The sequence below is a fragment of the Streptomyces sp. NBC_01089 genome (assembly GCF_045162975.1).
GTDB lineage: Bacteria > Actinomycetota > Actinomycetes > Streptomycetales > Streptomycetaceae > Streptomyces.
In genome coordinates, this window is sequence record NZ_CP108660.1 from 3,204,708 (window position 1) to 3,220,567 (window position 15,860).

The 15,860-nt window shown below is 71.4% G+C and carries 16 protein-coding genes; 8 read left to right on the top strand and 8 right to left on the bottom strand.

Annotated features, from left to right (window positions below; translation table 11 throughout):
* Nucleotides 1–39: 39 nt before the first annotated feature.
* Both OG510_RS14085 and OG510_RS14090 read right to left on the bottom strand, forming a co-directional pair.
* On the bottom strand, nucleotides 40–1,053 hold the full coding sequence (locus tag OG510_RS14085) for a decaprenyl-phosphate phosphoribosyltransferase (RefSeq protein WP_406137102.1): 1,014 nt from the start codon (nucleotides 1,051–1,053) through the stop codon (nucleotides 40–42).
* On the bottom strand, nucleotides 1,037–1,564 hold the full coding sequence (locus tag OG510_RS14090; RefSeq protein WP_406137103.1) for a phosphatase PAP2 family protein: 528 nt from the start codon (nucleotides 1,562–1,564) through the stop codon (nucleotides 1,037–1,039). Before OG510_RS14090 ends, OG510_RS14085 begins: the two co-directional genes overlap by 17 nt.
* A 252-nt stretch (nucleotides 1,565–1,816) precedes the next feature.
* Between OG510_RS14090 and OG510_RS14095 the strand changes: the two genes are divergently transcribed.
* Together OG510_RS14095 and OG510_RS14100 are read left to right on the top strand one after the other, a co-directional pair.
* The gene (locus tag OG510_RS14095; protein WP_406142390.1) at nucleotides 1,817–3,163 is read left to right on the top strand and encodes an FAD-binding protein; all 1,347 of its coding nucleotides are present in this window, start codon (nucleotides 1,817–1,819) and stop codon (nucleotides 3,161–3,163) included.
* Between the two features lie 227 nt (nucleotides 3,164–3,390).
* On the top strand, nucleotides 3,391–4,146 hold the full coding sequence (locus OG510_RS14100; RefSeq protein ID WP_406137104.1) for a decaprenylphospho-beta-D-erythro-pentofuranosid-2-ulose 2-reductase: 756 nt from the start codon (nucleotides 3,391–3,393) through the stop codon (nucleotides 4,144–4,146).
* A 57-nt stretch (nucleotides 4,147–4,203) separates the two neighbouring features.
* On the opposite strand, the gene OG510_RS14105 is transcribed toward OG510_RS14100, so the two are convergent.
* Both OG510_RS14105 and trpS read right to left on the bottom strand, forming a co-directional pair.
* Nucleotides 4,204–4,800, bottom strand: a complete 597-nt coding sequence (locus OG510_RS14105) for a 2'-5' RNA ligase family protein (RefSeq protein ID WP_164258589.1) — start codon at nucleotides 4,798–4,800, stop codon at nucleotides 4,204–4,206.
* A 109-nt stretch (nucleotides 4,801–4,909) separates the two neighbouring features.
* Nucleotides 4,910–5,923: a tryptophan--tRNA ligase gene (gene trpS, locus OG510_RS14110; RefSeq protein ID WP_406137105.1), complete on the bottom strand. Its 1,014-nt coding sequence runs from the start codon at nucleotides 5,921–5,923 to the stop codon at nucleotides 4,910–4,912.
* A 160-nt stretch (nucleotides 5,924–6,083) separates the two neighbouring features.
* Here trpS and OG510_RS14115 point away from each other — a divergent pair, with 160 nt between their 5' ends.
* The 3 genes from OG510_RS14115 to rocD all read left to right on the top strand — a co-directional run bounded on the left by OG510_RS14115 (nucleotide 6,084) and on the right by rocD (nucleotide 8,653).
* Entirely contained in the window at nucleotides 6,084–6,683 is a 600-nt protein-coding gene (locus OG510_RS14115) for an RNA polymerase sigma factor (protein ID WP_406142391.1), read from the top strand.
* A 97-nt stretch (nucleotides 6,684–6,780) separates the two neighbouring features.
* Nucleotides 6,781–7,341 carry a hypothetical protein gene (locus OG510_RS14120; RefSeq protein WP_406137106.1) on the top strand — a complete coding sequence of 187 codons (561 nt, stop codon included), beginning with the start codon at nucleotides 6,781–6,783 and terminating at the stop codon, nucleotides 7,339–7,341.
* Between the two features lie 106 nt (nucleotides 7,342–7,447).
* A complete protein-coding gene (rocD, locus tag OG510_RS14125; RefSeq protein WP_406137107.1) occupies nucleotides 7,448–8,653 on the top strand; it encodes an ornithine--oxo-acid transaminase in 1,206 nt (401 codons plus the stop codon).
* Between the two features lie 83 nt (nucleotides 8,654–8,736).
* Here the strand turns inward: rocD and OG510_RS14130 are convergent, their stop codons facing one another.
* Together OG510_RS14130 and OG510_RS14135 are read right to left on the bottom strand one after the other, a co-directional pair.
* On the bottom strand, nucleotides 8,737–9,984 hold the full coding sequence (locus OG510_RS14130) for a glutathionylspermidine synthase family protein (RefSeq protein ID WP_406137108.1): 1,248 nt from the start codon (nucleotides 9,982–9,984) through the stop codon (nucleotides 8,737–8,739).
* Between the two features lie 6 nt (nucleotides 9,985–9,990).
* On the bottom strand, nucleotides 9,991–10,281 hold the full coding sequence (locus OG510_RS14135; RefSeq protein WP_406137109.1) for a hypothetical protein: 291 nt from the start codon (nucleotides 10,279–10,281) through the stop codon (nucleotides 9,991–9,993).
* Nucleotides 10,282–10,450: 169 nt separating this feature from the next.
* Here OG510_RS14135 and OG510_RS14140 point away from each other — a divergent pair, with 169 nt between their 5' ends.
* On the top strand, nucleotides 10,451–11,278 hold the full coding sequence (locus tag OG510_RS14140) for a hypothetical protein (protein WP_406142392.1): 828 nt from the start codon (nucleotides 10,451–10,453) through the stop codon (nucleotides 11,276–11,278).
* Nucleotides 11,279–11,411: 133 nt separating this feature from the next.
* Here OG510_RS14140 and OG510_RS14145 read toward each other — a convergent pair whose 3' ends face one another.
* The gene (locus OG510_RS14145) at nucleotides 11,412–12,803 is read right to left on the bottom strand and encodes a PLP-dependent aminotransferase family protein (RefSeq protein WP_406137110.1); all 1,392 of its coding nucleotides are present in this window, start codon (nucleotides 12,801–12,803) and stop codon (nucleotides 11,412–11,414) included.
* Between the two features lie 105 nt (nucleotides 12,804–12,908).
* On the opposite strand from OG510_RS14145, the gene OG510_RS14150 reads away from it, so the two are divergent.
* Nucleotides 12,909–13,400 carry a carboxymuconolactone decarboxylase family protein gene (locus OG510_RS14150; RefSeq protein ID WP_406137111.1) on the top strand — a complete coding sequence of 164 codons (492 nt, stop codon included), beginning with the start codon at nucleotides 12,909–12,911 and terminating at the stop codon, nucleotides 13,398–13,400.
* 136 nt (nucleotides 13,401–13,536) lie between these two features.
* Nucleotides 13,537–14,253 carry an isocitrate lyase/phosphoenolpyruvate mutase family protein gene (locus tag OG510_RS14155; protein WP_406137112.1) on the top strand — a complete coding sequence of 239 codons (717 nt, stop codon included), beginning with the start codon at nucleotides 13,537–13,539 and terminating at the stop codon, nucleotides 14,251–14,253.
* 187 nt (nucleotides 14,254–14,440) lie between these two features.
* On the opposite strand, the gene OG510_RS14160 is transcribed toward OG510_RS14155, so the two are convergent.
* Entirely contained in the window at nucleotides 14,441–15,430 is a 990-nt protein-coding gene (locus tag OG510_RS14160) for a malate dehydrogenase (RefSeq protein WP_406137113.1), read from the bottom strand.
* Between the last annotated feature and the right edge of the window lie 430 nt (nucleotides 15,431–15,860).

Genomic DNA, 15,860 nt, shown 5'->3' on the forward strand with positions numbered 1-15,860 from the left:
TCGCCCTCCCTCGTGCGTACGGCAGGCTCGTCCGGTACCTCACAGCTGGGCGACCGCCAGGCCGTACATCGCGATCCAGCCGACACCGATCACGGCGAGCGCGCGGTCGCCCAGGATGACGTCCTCCGGGGCCCCGGCGGTCCCGCGGTCGGCGAACACGGCGTACCGCAGGATCGACAGGATGAAGGGGACCATCGACAGCTGGCGCCAGGGCAGCAGACCGGTGTCGGGCGGCCCGCTGTTCTCCATGGCCCACAGGCAGTAGGCGAGTACGGCGACACCGGCGGCGAGCTGCCAGACGAAGCGCAGATATCCGGTGGTGTACTCGGAGAGCAGGGCGCGGGTCCGTCCGTCGCCCTCCATCTGGACGGCCTCCGAGTAGCGCTTGGCGCCGACCATGAAGAGCGCCCCGAAGCCCGCGGTGATCAGGAACCAGCGGGAGAGCGGAATGTCCAGCGCCACCCCGCCGATCATGGCGCGCATCAGGAACCCGGTGGTCACCACGGTCAGGTCGACGACCAGGACGTGCTTCAGGCTGACGCAGTAGGCGAGTTGCATCACGATGTACGCGCAGAGCAGCGCGGCCGTCAGGCCGTTGCACAGGACAGCGGCGGCGAAGGTGGTCGCCACGGCGAGCAGCGCGCCCGCGGCGTACGCGACGGGTACGGGCACCTGCCCCGCGGCCACCGGGCGCCGGCACTTGACCGGATGGGCCCGGTCGGCCTCGGCGTCCCGGGCGTCGTTGACGAGGTACACGGCGGACGCGGCGGCCGTGAACAGCACGAATATGAGCCCCAGTTGGGCGAAGCCGCCCCGTGACAGGGGCTCACCGGCGGCCGCGGGCGCCGCGCCGACCAGGACGTTCTTGACCCACTGGCGGGGGCGTGCGGTCCTGAGCAGCCCCAGTGGCAGCGCCAGTGGCCCATGTGCGCCGCCGGGCTCCCGGCCGGGAACCGCGAGCGGCGGGGGTCTCGGCGGGCCCTGGGTGACGGGACCGCGCTCGGGGAGCGCGGGGAGCGGAGTGATCCGGGAGACATCAGAGAGGTCGGACATGGGCGCCTCGCATCCATTTCGCGCCGAGCCCGGCGGTGACCCCGCCGAGCAGGGCGCCTGCGGCGACATCGGTCGGGTAGTGGACGCCGACGACCAGCCGGGACACACACATCGCGGCGGCGAGCGGCGGTACGAGCAGGCGGCCCGCCGGGCGCAGCACACCGAAGGCGACGGCGGCCGCGGCCGCCGACGAGGCGTGCGAGCTGGGGAAGGAGTGCCGCCCCGCGGTGCGTACGAGAGGCGGTCCGGCGTCGAGCCGGGGGCGGGGGCGGCGCACCACCCGCTTGATGCCCATGCTCACGAGATGGGCCGTGCCGATCAGCGCGGTGGCCCGCAGCCAGGCGGCGCGCCGTTCACGGTCGGCGACCGCGCCGGTGAGCCCGGCGGCGAGCCAGAGGGCGCCGTGTTCACCGCTGAGGGAGAGGGCGCGCGCGGCGCCGCCCACCCGTGGATCCGTACCGCAGTCGCGTATCGCCGACAGAAGCCGGCGCTCGGTTTCTATGGACCGCACTGCCTCACTCCTCTCCACTGCTCTCCGCACGGCCCTCTCCGCGGCGGGAAGGCTCTTATATGACATTGCCCGATAATCACGGCCATACTGGTTGACACTCCCTCAATCACCCATTTCCCCGCGTATCTGGGCGATACGGTCTACTCCATGTCTGCCGAAACCACCGCGTCACTGCGCGGCACCACGCCCGTGAGCACGGCGGGCCCCGCCACTCCGGTGCGCTCCGCGAGCCCGGTCCGCTCCCTGCGTGCCATGAGTTCCGTGGGCTCGGTGACGGGCTGGGGCCGCACCGCACCGTCGACATCGCTGCTGGTCCGCCCGCGTACGCACGAGGAGGCGGCGGCAGCGGTGCTCGGCTGCGGGGCGCGCGGCTCGATCCCCCGCGGCCTGGGCAGGGCCTACGGCGACGCCGCGCAGAACGCGGGCGGCGCGGTCATCGACATGACCGGCCTCGACCGGATCCACTCCGTCGACGCGGACGCCGGCGTCGTGGTCTGCGACGCGGGGGTGAGCCTGCACCGGCTGATGCAGGTGCTGCTGCCGCTCGGCTGGTTCGTGCCGGTGACCCCGGGCACCAGATATGTGACGGTGGGCGGCGCGATCGGCGCCGACATCCACGGCAAGAACCACCACGGCTCGGGCTCCTTCACCCGTCATGTGCGCGCGCTGGACCTGCTCACGGCGGACGGCACCGTGCATACGACCGTCCCCGGCACCGCGCTCTTCGACGCCACAGCGGGCGGGATGGGCCTGACCGGCGTCATCCTCACCGCGACGGTCCAGCTCCTGCCGGTGCACACGTCCCTGATGTCGGTGGACACCGAGCGGGCCACCGACCTCGACGACCTGATGGCCCGTCTCACCGCCACCGACCACCGCTACCGCTACTCGGTGGCCTGGATCGACCTGCTGGCGCGGGGCGCCGCCACCGGACGCTCGGTGCTGACCCGCGGCGACCACGCCCCGCTGGACGCGCTCCCGGCACGCCTGCGGCGCGCACCGCTGGCCTTCCGCCCGGCGACACTCCCCGCGCCCCCGTCCTTCATCCCGGAGGGGCTGCTGGGCCGCACCTCCGTCTCCCTCTTCAACGAACTCTGGTACCGCAAGGCGCCCCGGCTGCGGACCGGCCAGATCCAGCGGCTCGCCACGTTCTTCCATCCGCTCGACGGGGTCCCGCACTGGAACCGGATCTACGGGCGCGGCGGCTTCGTCCAGTACCAGTTCGTCGTCGGGTACGGGCAGGAGGAGACCCTGCGCCGGATCGTCGGGCGCATCGCCCGGCGCGGCTGCCCCTCGTTCCTCGCGGTGCTGAAGCGCTTCGGCGACGCCGACCCGGGCTGGCTCTCGTTCCCGGTGCCGGGGTGGACGCTCGCCCTGGACATCCCGGCGAACCTCGGCGGACTCGGGGCGTTCCTCGACACCCTCGACGAGGAGGTGGCGGCGGCCGGCGGCCGGGTCTACCTGGCGAAGGACTCCCGGCTGCGCCCCGATCTGCTGGCCGCGATGTACCCGCGGCTCGCCGACTTCCGGGCGCTGCGCGCCGAGCTGGACCCGGGCGCGGTGTTCACGTCGGACCTGTCACGCCGCCTCGGCCTCTGACGGGACGACACCCGGCCGCAGGAGTGCACGGCCCCTTCGCTCTCCCCGCCACTTCCGAATCCGATTCCGATTCCGATTCCGATTCCGACCAGCCCGACGCGACGCGACCCGAAGCGACCCGACGCCTGAACCCGGCGCCTGAACCCGACGTCGCCTCCGAACCCGGAACCCGAACCCGAACCCGAAACCCGATCCCGAAACCCGATCCCGACTCCGAGGAAACAGCCATGAAAGACGCTTTCGGTGCCCCCCAGTCCCTGCTGATCCTCGGCGGTACGTCCGAGATCGCCCTGGCCACGGCCCGCCGCCTGGTGATCCGCCGCACCCGGACGGTCTGGCTCGCCGGACGCCCCTCCCCCGCCCTGGACGCGGCCGCAGCCCATCTGCGCACCCTGGGCGCGGATGTCCGTACGGCCGACTTCGACGCACTGGACCCGGCCTCCCACGAGGAGACGCTGGGCAAGGTGTTCGCGGAGGGCGACATCGACATGGTGCTGCTGGCCTTCGGCCTGCTGGGCGATCAGGCCCGCGACGAGAGCGCCCCGCTGTCCGCGGTCCGGGTCGCGCAGACCAACTACACCGGGGCGGTCTCCGCCGGCCTGATCTGCGCCAAGGCACTCCAGGGACAGGGCCACGGCTCGCTGGTGGTGCTCTCGTCGGTGGCAGGCGAGCGGGCCCGCCGGGCCAACTTCATCTACGGGTCGAGCAAGGCCGGCCTCGACGCGTTCGCCCAGGGACTCGGCGACGCCCTGCACGGGACCGGCGTCCAGGTGATGGTGGTGCGCCCCGGCTTCGTCCGCTCGAAGATGACGGCGGGGCTCGACGAGGCGCCGCTGGCCACCACGCCGGAGGCGGTGGCGCTGGCCATCGAGACGGGACTGCGGCGCCGGTCGGAGACCGTCTGGGTGCCGGGCACCCTGCGGGTGGTGATGTCGGCCCTCCGGCACGTCCCGAGGCCGCTGTTCAGGCGGCTTCCGGTCTGAGGCTCCGGAGAAGAAGAGAGAAGAGGAAGGGCCTGGGGGGAGGGCCTGGGGAAGGACTTAGGGCAGGGACGGCAGCGACGGCGCGGCGGGCGCTTCCCTGGACACGCTCGGGCCGGGGACGACGCCGCCCCCGCCGCCGAACGCGTACTCGCGCAGCTTCCGCCACACGCCGTCCGCCCCCTGCTCGTACAGGGCGAAGGAGCCACAGGTCCAGGTCGCCTCGAAGGCGGCGAGCGCCTCGTACGCCCGGTCCATCTCCTCGTCCGAGATGGCGTGCGCGACCGTCACATGCGGGTGGTACGGGAACTGGAGCTCGCGCACCAGCGGGCCCGACGCGTCCCTGATCTGCTGCTGGAGCCAGGAACAGGCCGAACCGCCCGTCACCACCTGGACGAAGACGACGGGCGAGAGCGGCCGGAACGTCCCCGTGCCGTACAGCCGCATCGGGAAGGCCCGGTTCGCGGCCGCGACCGAGGCCAGATGGGCCTCGATGGCGGGCAGCGAAGCGGCGTCGGCCTCCGTGGGCGGGACGAGCGTGACGTGGGTCGGGATGCCGTGCGCGGCAGAGTCCCCGAAGCCCGCGCGCTGCTTCTGGAGCAGGCTGCCGTACGGCTCCGGGACCGCGATCGAAACGCCGAGCGTTACGGTCCCCACGTCGTTCTCCTCCGCTGTCGGATGCTTCCGGATGCCTGCCCGACCATTATGCGAGCAGTGTGGCGGCCCCCCGTCCGCCTGGCCAGAGTCCAAGGTCACAGGCCCCGGGTCAGTGCTTGGCCGGCAGGAACCCCAGCCGCTCGTACGCCTGGGCCAGGGTCTCGGCGGCGACCGTACGGGCCTTCTCCGCGCCCTTGGCGAGCAGGGAGTCCAGCGACTCCGGGTCGTCCAGATACTCCTGGGTGCGGGTCCTGAACGGTGTGACGAAGTCGGCGACGATCTCGGCGAGGTCGGTCTTGAGCGCGCCGTACATCTTGCCCTCGTACTGCTGTTCCAGGTCGGCGATGCTCGTGCCGGTGAGCGTCGAGTTGATGGTCAGCAGGTTCGACACGCCGGGCTTCGCCACCGGGTCGTAGCGGATCACCGTGTCGGTGTCGGTCACCGCGCTCTTGACCTTCTTCACCGAGACCTTCGGCTCGTCGAGCAGGCTGATGAGGCCCTTGGGCGAGGCCGCCGACTTGCTCATCTTGGCCGTCGGGTCCTGGAGGTCGTAGATCTTCGCCGTCTCCTTGAGGATGTACGGCTCCGGGACCGTGAAGGTCGCGCCGAACCGGCTGTTGAACCGGTCGGCGAGGTCCCGGGTCAGCTCGACGTGCTGGCGCTGGTCCTCGCCGACGGGGACCTGATTGGCCTGGTAGAGCAGGATGTCGGCGACCTGGAGGATCGGGTACGTGAAGAGGCCGACGGTCGCACGGTCGGCGCCCTGCCTGGCCGACTTGTCCTTGAACTGGGTCATCCGGCTGGCCTCACCGAACCCGGCCAGGCAGTTCATGACCCAGCCGAGCTGGGCGTGCTCGGGAACATGGCTCTGCACGAAGAGCGTGCAGCGCTCGGGGTCGATGCCGGACGCGAGCAGCTGGGCCGCCGCGAGCCGGGTGTTGGCGCGCAGCTCGGCGGGGTCCTGCGGGACGGTGATCGCGTGCAGATCGACGACCATGTAGTACGCGTCGTGCGACTCCTGCAGGGCTACCCACTGGCGCACGGCGCCGAGGTAGTTGCCGAGGTGGAACGAGCCTGACGTGGGCTGGATCCCGGAGAGCACCCGGGGACGGTCTGAGGCCATGTACAGCATTCTCTCAGGTGCGGAACCGATCTCCGCCGCGCGGTGTATGAAAGATGTGAGAACGCGGGAGGGGAGCCACGTCGCCGTTGCCGACGTGGCCACAGAGAGAGCCGGGCCCAGGGCCACGGCCGGAGCCACACCCGGAGCGGACGAGGCCGGGGTGATCGCACGCGTGCGGGCCGGGGACACCCAGGCGTACGCGGAGCTGGTGCGCGCCTACACCGGAATCGCACTGCGCGCGGCGGCCGCCTTCGGGGCCGGTGCGGACGCGGAGGACGTGGTGCAGTCGGCCTTCTTCAAGGCATACCGGGCGCTGGGCCACTTCAAGCCGGGCGCGTCGTTCCGCCCCTGGCTGCTGCGGATCGTCATGAACGAGACGCGGAACACAGTGCGCTCGGCGCACCGGCAGCGATCCGCGGCGGGACGCGAGGCAGCGCTGGCGGAGGCGGAGCCACTGATACCGGAGTCGGCGGATCCAGCGGTGGCCGCGCTGCGGGAGGAGCGCCGGGCACTGCTGCTGACGGCACTGGACCGGCTGAGCACCGAACAGCGGCTCGCTGTGACGTACCGCTATCTGCTGGAGATGGACGAGGCGGAGACGGCACAGGCACTGGGCTGGCCGCGCGGCACCGTGAAGTCACGGCTGAACCGAGCCCTGAAGAAGCTGAGCAAGCTGCTGCCCCCACCGGACGGCAGCCAACCACCGGACGAAGAGGACGAGTCCGTGCGAGGGGTGAACGTGAGGGGTGGGCGTGTGTGAGAAGTGGGCGTGCGCGGGGAGTGGGCGTGCGCGAGCGGTGAGCGTGAAGGTGGGTGGCGGAAAGGTGAGGCGGGAAATGGGAGAGGTGACGCGGGACATGCGAGGTAGGGGCGAGTACGGACGGCGTGATCCGGATCCACGGCTCCCCTCGGAGCTCCGGGCCCTGGGCCGCACACTCGGCGACCGGGGCCGGGGCGGGGAGCAGGACGGACACGGGGAACACGGCGAACACGGTGAACTCGGTGAACTCGGTGAACACGGTGAACTCGGTGAACACGGCGAGTCGGGGGCGGGCAGACAGCCAGGTCTTGGAGAAGGGCAGCCTCCGGGAGGCGCGCTGGGCGAGCCGGCTGGGCCGGGCAGTCCGGGCGGGCCGGAGCCGGGGCAGTCGATGGCCGAGCGGGTGCTGGCGCGGATCGTGGCCGAGGGGGCCCAGGCACCCGGCCCGGACCCGGCCCGGCTTCCGGAGCCGGGCCGCTTCGAGCGGGCCCGCGCCTGGGCACGCAGCCGGCTCGACTGGTTCGAGGGCCCGGGCGGCGCGGGGGGCGCGGGCGACACGGGCCCCGAAGGGATCGATGTGCGGTACGCCCCTGCACCGCATGGCCGCCCGGCGCGCCGGTCCACAAGGTTTCTTCCTGCCCGCCGTGGCCGACGATAGGAATGAGCACACAATGAGCCGAACACCGTAGGACCCGCGCCTGTACGGCCCGTATGCAGTAAAAGCCTTACGCAGTAAAGCCGTACGCCGTAAGAACGGAGAAGTCGTGTCAGTTACGGAAACCTCGATCTCCTCAGCCGAGGCGCACAGTGCGCACAACTACCACCCGCTGCCCGTGGTCGTCGCGTCGGCGGACGGCGCGTGGATGACCGACGTCGAGGGGCGCCGCTACCTCGACATGCTCGCCGGTTACTCGGCGCTCAACTTCGGCCACGGCAACCGCCGGTTGATCGACGCCGCCAAGGCCCAGCTGGAGCGCGTCACACTCACCTCCCGGGCCTTCCACCACGACCGGTTCGCCGACTTCTCCACCCAGCTCGCCGAGCTGTGCGGCATGGAGATGGTGCTGCCGATGAACACGGGGGCCGAGGCGGTCGAGACGGCGGTGAAGACGGCCCGTAAGTGGGGATACAGAGTCAAGGGCGTACCGGACGGACAGGCGAAGATCGTCGTCGCCGAGAACAACTTCCACGGCCGGACGACCACGATCGTCAGCTTCTCGACGGACGCCGAGGCCCGAGCGGACTTCGGCCCCTACACCCCCGGCTTCGAGATCGTGCCGTACGGGGATCTGGCCGCCCTGGAAGCGGCCGTCGACGCCAACACCGTGGCCGTGCTGCTTGAACCCATCCAGGGCGAGGCCGGGGTGCTGGTGCCACCGGCGGGCTATCTGCCGGGCGTACGGGAACTGACGCGCGCCAGGAACGTGCTGTTCATCGCCGACGAGATCCAGTCCGGCCTGGGCAGGACAGGGAAGACCTTCGCCTGTGAGCACGAGGGCGTCGTGCCCGACATGTACATCCTGGGCAAGGCACTCGGCGGCGGGGTGGTGCCGGTGTCGGCCGTGGTCTCGTCGGCGGAGGTGCTGGGCGTCTTCCACCCCGGCGAACACGGATCGACCTTCGGTGGGAACCCGCTGGCGTGTGCCGTCGCCCTGGAAGTCATCGCGATGCTGCGGACCGGTGAGTACCAGCAGCGGGCGGCCGAGCTGGGCGACCATCTCCACCGTGAACTGGGGCTGCTGGTGGGCGGTGGCGCGGTGGAGGCGGTACGCGGACGAGGGCTGTGGGCCGGCGTGGACATCGCCCCGGCGCACGGCACCGGCCGGGAGATCTCGGAGAAGCTGATGGATCTCGGGGTGCTGGTGAAGGACACCCATGGCTCCACCATCCGGATCGCCCCGCCCCTGGTGATCAGTAAGGAGGACCTGGACTGGGGGCTCACCCAGCTCCGGAGCGTGCTGAACGTGTGAGGCAGTTGGGCGGCTGGTCGGCCGGGCAGCTGAGACGGCCGGACAGCTGGGGCAGTTGGGCGGCTGAGGGGCCGAGCCGGCCCTCAGAGGATGACGTGGGGCAGGAAGCGGGCGTACTCGTCCGTCACCGGCCCCGCCGACTCCCGGATTCCGAGCCCCGCCGCTTCGTCCTCGACGACCCACGCACCGAGCACCACACGGTTGCCGTCGAAGTCCGGCAGCGGCGCCAACTCCTGGTAACAGCACGCCTCGTCGGCCCGCACCCGCGCCGGTACACCGACAGAACCGGCAGAGCCACCGGCACCAGCACCACCACCGGCGTCGGCGTCGGCACCGGCACCCGGCTCGTGAAGCTCGACGCCCGCGCCTTCGCGGCCGAGCAGCGGCTTGGAGACGTACCCCTTCGACAGGGCGAGTTCGCGCGGCCCGTCCAGATAGGCGGGAAGGAGATTCGGATGGCCGGGATACAGCTCCCAGAGCACGGCAAGCAGGGCCTTGTTGGAGAGCAGCATCTTCCACGCGGGCTCGATCCAGCAGGTGGAGCCGGTGGAACCGCCGTTGTCGAGCGTGTCCAGGACCTGCGGACCGAAGCTGTCCGTCGTCAGCCACTCCCACGGGTAGAGCTTGAAACAGCTGCGGATGAAGCGCATCCCCTCGTCGACGAACCGGCCGGACAGCGGGTCCCAGCCGATCCGTTCCATCGAGAGCGCCTCGGTGTCGATCCCGGCCTGCTGGGCGGTCTCCCGCAGATAGGCGGCCGTCATCAGGTCCTCGCCGAGTTCGTCGGCCTCGGAGTGCGCGAAGTGCAGCGGCCCCGGGGGCAGCAGCGGGGCCTGCCGCTTCCAGGCGGCGACCAGCCGTTCGTGCAGGGAGTTCCACTGGTCGGCGCCGGGGAAGCGGTCCTCCATCCAGAACCACTGCGGGCCGGCCGCCTCCACCAGGGAGGTAGGGGTGTCGGCGTTGTACTCCAGCATTTTCGCCGGACCGGTGCCGTCGTACCGGAGGTCGAACCGGGCGTAGACAGAGGGGAGTTCATCGCGCCGTCGCCAGGATTCGCCGACGAGCCGGGCCAGCCGGGGATCGGTGATGCCCAGCTCCGCGAACCGGTCGCGCTCGACGATGTGGGCGGCCGCGGCAAGACACATCGCGTGCAGCTCCTCGACCACCTCCTCCAGCGCCTCGACCTCGGGGAGGGAGAACGAGTAGTACGCGCTCTCGTCCCAGTACGGGCGCAGGGAGTCGTCCGGGTAGCGGGTCAGCGGATAGATCAGCCCCTGCTCCTCGACGATCTGCTGCCAGCCGGGACGCGGTTCGATGGTGTGCCGCCGCATGTCCCGTCAGCCGCCGCTGGAGTGGAAACCGCCACCGGAGTGCGACCCGCCGCCGAAGCCGCCGCGGTGCACCGAGGGCTTGCTGAAGCTGCCGCCGGAGAGCTTGCCGTGCTTGGACGAGCCGCCGTAGTAGTACGTGCCGTGGCCGGTGCCGTTGGTGCACTCGTACGTCGGCAGCTGCTTGTGCGTATTCGGATCGACGCACCGCTTGTCCACGTCGGAGCCGCAGGCCGCGAGCGTTGCCGCCAGCATCCCCATCCCTCCGAGCACCACAGCACCCGACCTCATCTTGCGCATGCGCCCCGCTCCCCCGTCGTACGAACTCCGCCGGCTCCGCTGCTGCGTCCGCCGGCGCTGCTGTTGCGTCTGTCGGTGTACAGACTAGATACCGCCCGGGTGCGGTGCGCATGGGTGGTCGGTGCTGGGCCCGTCTCCGCCCAACTAGAGTCCTTTCGTGCTCATCGGAATGATCTGTGCCCTCGGTTCAGCGGTCTGCTTCGGTACGGCCTCCGTGCTCCAGGCCGCCGCGGCCCGCGCCTCCGCACCGGGAACCGGCTCGGGCGTGGACGCCGCGCTGCTCCTGCGCGCCCTGCGCCAGTGGCGTTACATCGCCGGACTCGGCCTCGACGGGCTCGGTTTCGTACTCCAGATCGTCGCCCTGCGGACGCTCCCCATCTACGCGGTCGGCGCCGCACTCGCCGCGAGTCTCGCGGTCACCGCCGTGGTCGCCTCCCGCATCCTCGGCGTCCGGCTCTCCGGTACCGAATGGGGCGCGGTGGCCGTCGTCTGCGCGGGCCTCGGAATGCTCGGCCTCGCCTCCGGGAACGAGGGGCACACGGCGGGGTCGTCCGCGCTGCGGTGGTCGATGCTCGGCGTCGCACTCGCGGTGCTCCTGGTGGGCACGGCGGCCGGCCACCTCAAGGGCAAGGCGCGGGCCCTGGTGCTCGGCCTCGGTTCCGGGGTGGGTTTCGGGGTGGTCGAAGTGTCGGTACGCCTCATCGACTCGGCCGACTTCACCAACCCGGCGCTGTACGCGCTGCTGGTCGGCGGCGGTTCGGCCTTCCTGCTGCTCACCTCGGCGCTGCAGCGCGGTTCGGTGACCACGGCCACGGCGGGCATGGTCATCGGCGAGACCATCGGCCCCGCTCTGGTCGGGGTGGTCTGGCTCGGGGACCGTACGCGGGAGGGGCTGGCCCCGCTGGCGGTCGCGGGGTTCGCGGTGGCCGTCGCGGGAGCACTCGCACTGGCCCGATTCGGCGAGGCCCCGGCCACCCCGCACCCGGCCGAAACCTGAGACCACACCACCGGCCTGGCCGGCCATCCCCCCCCCTGGCCCGCCACCCTGGCCCGCCCCGGCCTGTCGTCGGCCTACCTCCGACCTGCCCTCCTGACGCACGTCCTCTGGCCTCCCCCGCCCCGGCCTGCCCCTAAGGCAGCACCCGGCACAGCGCGTCCAGCGCGCCCGTCCACGCGCTGTCCGACGGCGTTCCGTACCCGACGACCAGCATGTCGCGCCCGTCCCGCACATCCGCGTGCCGGAACTGGGCACCGCCGTACAGCTCAAGTCCCTGCCGGGCAGCCGCCTGGACCACCGACCGCTCGGTGCCCCGGGGCAGTTCCAGTACGGCGTGCAGCCCGGCGGCGATCCCGGACACCCTGATGCCGGGCGCCCGTTCGGCCAGCGCCGCCACCAACTGGTCGCGCCGCCGCCGGTAGCGCAGCCGCATCGCGCGGACATGCCGGTCGTACGCACCGGAGGCGATGAACTCCGCCAGGGTCAGCTGCTCCAGCGAACTGGACATCCAGTCGGAGTTCCCCTTCGCCTGCGCGGCCTCGGACACCATCGCATCGGGCAGCACCAGCCAGCCGAGCCGCAGCCCGGGAGCGATGGACTTGCTGGCGGTCCCGCAGTAGACGACCCGCTCGGGATCCAGCCCCTGGAGCGCCCCGACCGGCTGGCGGTCGTAACGGAACTCCCCGTCGTAGTCGTCCTCCAGGATCACCCCGTCCGTGCTCCTGGCCCAGTCGACGGCGGCGGTGCGCCGGTCCGGGTGGAGCGGGACACCCGTCGGGAACTGGTGCCCGGGTGTCATCAGCACCGCGCCCTCGCGCCCCAGTTCACCGGTGCGCGAGCCGAATCCGTCCAGCGGCAGGGCCCGGGTGCGCAGCCCGGCATCGACCAGCAGGTTCCAGTGCAGATCGAGCCCGTACGACTCGACGGCCACCTCCCGCACCCGTCTCCCCCGCAGCACCTTCCCCATCAGCATCATCGCGTGGGCGAAACCGGCACACACCACGATGCGGTCCGGGTCGGCGTGGACACCGCGGGCGCGCGCCAGATAGCCGGCGAGCACGGTACGCAGCTCGGCCCGCCCCCGCGGGTCGCCGTAGCCGAACGCCTCGTGCGGCGCGGCGGTCAGCGCCTTCCTCGACGCCCTGAGCCACTCCGTACGCGGAAAGGAGGCGAGGTCGGGAACGCCGGGCCGGAGGCTGTACTCGGGTCCGCTCCGCTGCGGCGGCCGGGCGGCGGCGGGCCTCGGCACCCCGCGCGGCACGGTCCGCTGGGCCACCCGGGTCCCCGAACCCTGCCGGGCGGTCAGCCAGCCCTCGGCGACCAGCTCGGCGTAGGCGTCGGCGACCGTGTTACGGGCCACGCCCAGGTCGGCGGCGAGCGTACGCGAGGAGGGCAGCCGGGTCCCCGGCGCCAGCCGACCGGTACGGACGGCCCGGCGCAGCGCGTCCGTGAGGCCGACCCGCAGCCCGGGACCGGTCAGCTCCAGATGCAGGTCTACGCCGAAAGTGGCCCAAGGATCTGTCACAGAAATGGACCATACCCCTGCGCCATCTGCCCCGTAGCGTCCTAGGCACACGACGGTCGAGGCACGACGAAGCATGACGGTCAACGCACGAAGGGCAGAAGAGCCATGACGGACTACCTCCCCGAGCACACCCCCCGCCTCAATGTGGGGAAGCTCGCCCCCGAGGTCTACAAGGCCATGATCGCCCTGGACGCGGCGGCCAAGAAGGGCGTCGACCCGACCCTGCTCGAACTGGTCAAGATCCGGGCATCCCAGATCAACCACTGCGCCTTCTGCATCGACATGCACGCCAAGGACGCCCTCGCCGCGGGCGAGTCGGTCGAGCGGATCGTGCAGCTGAGCGGCTGGGAGGAGTCGAAGCACTTCTACACCGCGAAGGAGATCGCGGCGATCGAGCTGACCGAGGCCATCACCGTGCTGACGGACGGATTCGTGCCGGACGAGGTGTACGCACACGCCGCCGAGCACTTCGACGAGACCGAGCTGGCCCAGCTGATCGCGGCGATCACCGTGATCAACGCCTGGAACCGGTTCTCCGTCACCGCCCGCCTGGTGCCCGGCCACTACACGCCGGGCTCCCTCGCCCACCGCCACTGAGCCCGGCCGCCACTGGGCCCCCCTGAGCGGGCACGTCACTGAGCGTGCAGGGCCCAGAGCCCGGCCGCCACTGGGCGCCACACCAGCTGGGCCCGGCTTCCTCCTCCCCGCTCCACCTCCGCCGAAAGGTCCCTCCATGACGGACTTCCGCAGTCTCCACCTGGGCCGGTCACCCGGTGATCCGCTGGTGCTGCCCTGCCCATGGGACGCGGCCAGCGCCCGCGTCTTCGCGGAAGCAGGCTTCCCGGCGCTCGCCACCCCGAGCGCCGGAGTGGCGGCCGCGCTCGGTTACGCGGACGGGGACACCCCGGCCGCCGAGATGTTCGCCGCGATCGGCCGGATCGTCCGGGCGGTCGAGGGCTTCGGCGTGGCCGTTTCGGCGGACATCGAGGACGGGTACGGGCTGCCGCCGGATGAACTGGCCGGGCGGCTACTCGACACCGGCGCGGTGGGCTGCAATCTGGAGGACTCCTCCGATGGAGTGCTCCGCGACCCGCAGGAGAACGCGGACCGGCTCGCGGCGTTCCGCGCGGCGGCCGGAGCCGCGCTGTTCATCAACGCCCGCGTGGACACGTACATCCGTGGCGTACGGGATCCGGCGCCCGCCATCGACCGCGCCGTCCGCTATGTGGCGGCGGGCGCCGACTGCGTCTACCCGATCACAGCGCCGCCGGACCAGCTGCCCGGCCTGGCGTCCGCGGTCGGGGCACCGCTCAACGCGCTCTTCCGGCCCCGGGGTCCGTCACCGCAGGAGCTGGGCACGCTGGGTGCCACCCGCATCACGTTCGGCGGCGGCCTGCACAGCCAGTCGATGGAGCGGCTGCGCCAGGACGCGAACGCGCTGAAGCACTGACAGCCCGACGGCCCGGGCTGACGGGCTGACGGGCTGACGGGCTGACGGGCTGACGGCGGGCTGACTGCCTGACGGGCTGACCGGCCTGGCCGATGGACCGGCCCCGGTATCCCGTATCCCGTATCCCGATATACGGAAACGCCCCCGGCGACCAGGTGGTCGCCGGGGGCGTTTCCGTGCGTTCGGCTCAGATGAGGCCGAGCTCGCGAACCGCGTCGCGCTCCTCGGTGAGCTCCTTCACCGAAGCGTCGATGCGGGCACGCGAGAAGTCGTTGATCTCCAGGCCCTGGACGATCTCGTACTTGCCGCCCTTGGTGGTGACCGGGAAGGACGAGATGAGGCCCTCGGGGACACCGTAGGAGCCGTCCGACGGAATACCCATCGAGGTCCAGTCGCCGTCCGCCGTGCCGTTGACCCAGGTGTGCACGTGGTCGATGGCGGCGTTCGCGGCGGAGGCGGCCGAGGACGCGCCACGCGCCTCGATGATCGCCGCGCCGCGCTTGGCGACGGTCGGGATGAAGGTGTCGGCCAGCCACTTCTCGTCGTTGACGGTCTCGGCGGCGTTCTTGCCCGCGACCTCGGCGTGGAAGATGTCCGGGTACTGCGTGGCGGAGTGGTTGCCCCAGATGGTGAGACGGCGGATCTCGGAGACCGGGACGCCGGTCTTCTGCGAGAGCTGCGAGATGGCCCGGTTGTGGTCCAGACGGGTCATCGCGGTGAAGCGGTCGGCCGGGACGTCCGGGGCCGATGCCTGCGCGATGAGCGCGTTGGTGTTGGCCGGGTTCCCCACGACGAGGACCTTGATGTCGTCCGCGGCGTTGTCGTTGATGGCCTTGCCCTGCGGGCCGAAGATGCCACCGTTGGCCGCGAGCAGGTCACCGCGCTCCATGCCCTTGGTGCGCGGGCGGGCGCCGACCAGGAGCGCGACGTTGGCCCCGGCGAAGGCGACGTTCGGGTCGTCCGTGATCTCGATGCCCTGAAGCAGCGGGAAGGCGCAGTCGTCGAGCTCCATCGCGGTGCCCTCGGCGGCCTTCAGCCCCTGCGGGATCTCCAGGAGACGCAGCTTGACCGGCACGTCCGAGCCGAGCAGGTGGCCCGAAGCGATGCGGAAGAGCAGCGCGTAGCCGATCTGGCCGGCCGCGCCGGTGACGGTGACATTCACAGGAGTGCGGGTCATGGCGTTCTCCGTAAGACAGCTGGCGGTGGGGGTCCCTGCCCCTGGTGCGGGAAATCCCGGAAACTCACACCATGAACTGAATCTTGATGTGAAGAGACTTCCGACGTCAGGCTATCGGAACCCGCGCGCGCCCGGTTCCCACCCCCGTGTGGCACGCCGCACACCGCCTTCGTACCCCCTGTGCGGGAGCGCGCGTTGCAGCGGCGGTGGCCGTCCGCGCCAGGGGGGGGGGAGAGGCGCGGGCGGCCACCGCCGGGTGCAAGCACCCGTGGGGGGATACCAACCGCTTGCCCCGGGAATCGCGGGCCACTCCCCCGGATTCTCATTTATTTTTCAGACGGCACTGACGGCCTTCCCCTGGGCATACGGGCAGTCAGCGACCTGGAGAAACAAGGGAGTTCCACCCGACACAGGAGCACCGCCTCACCGC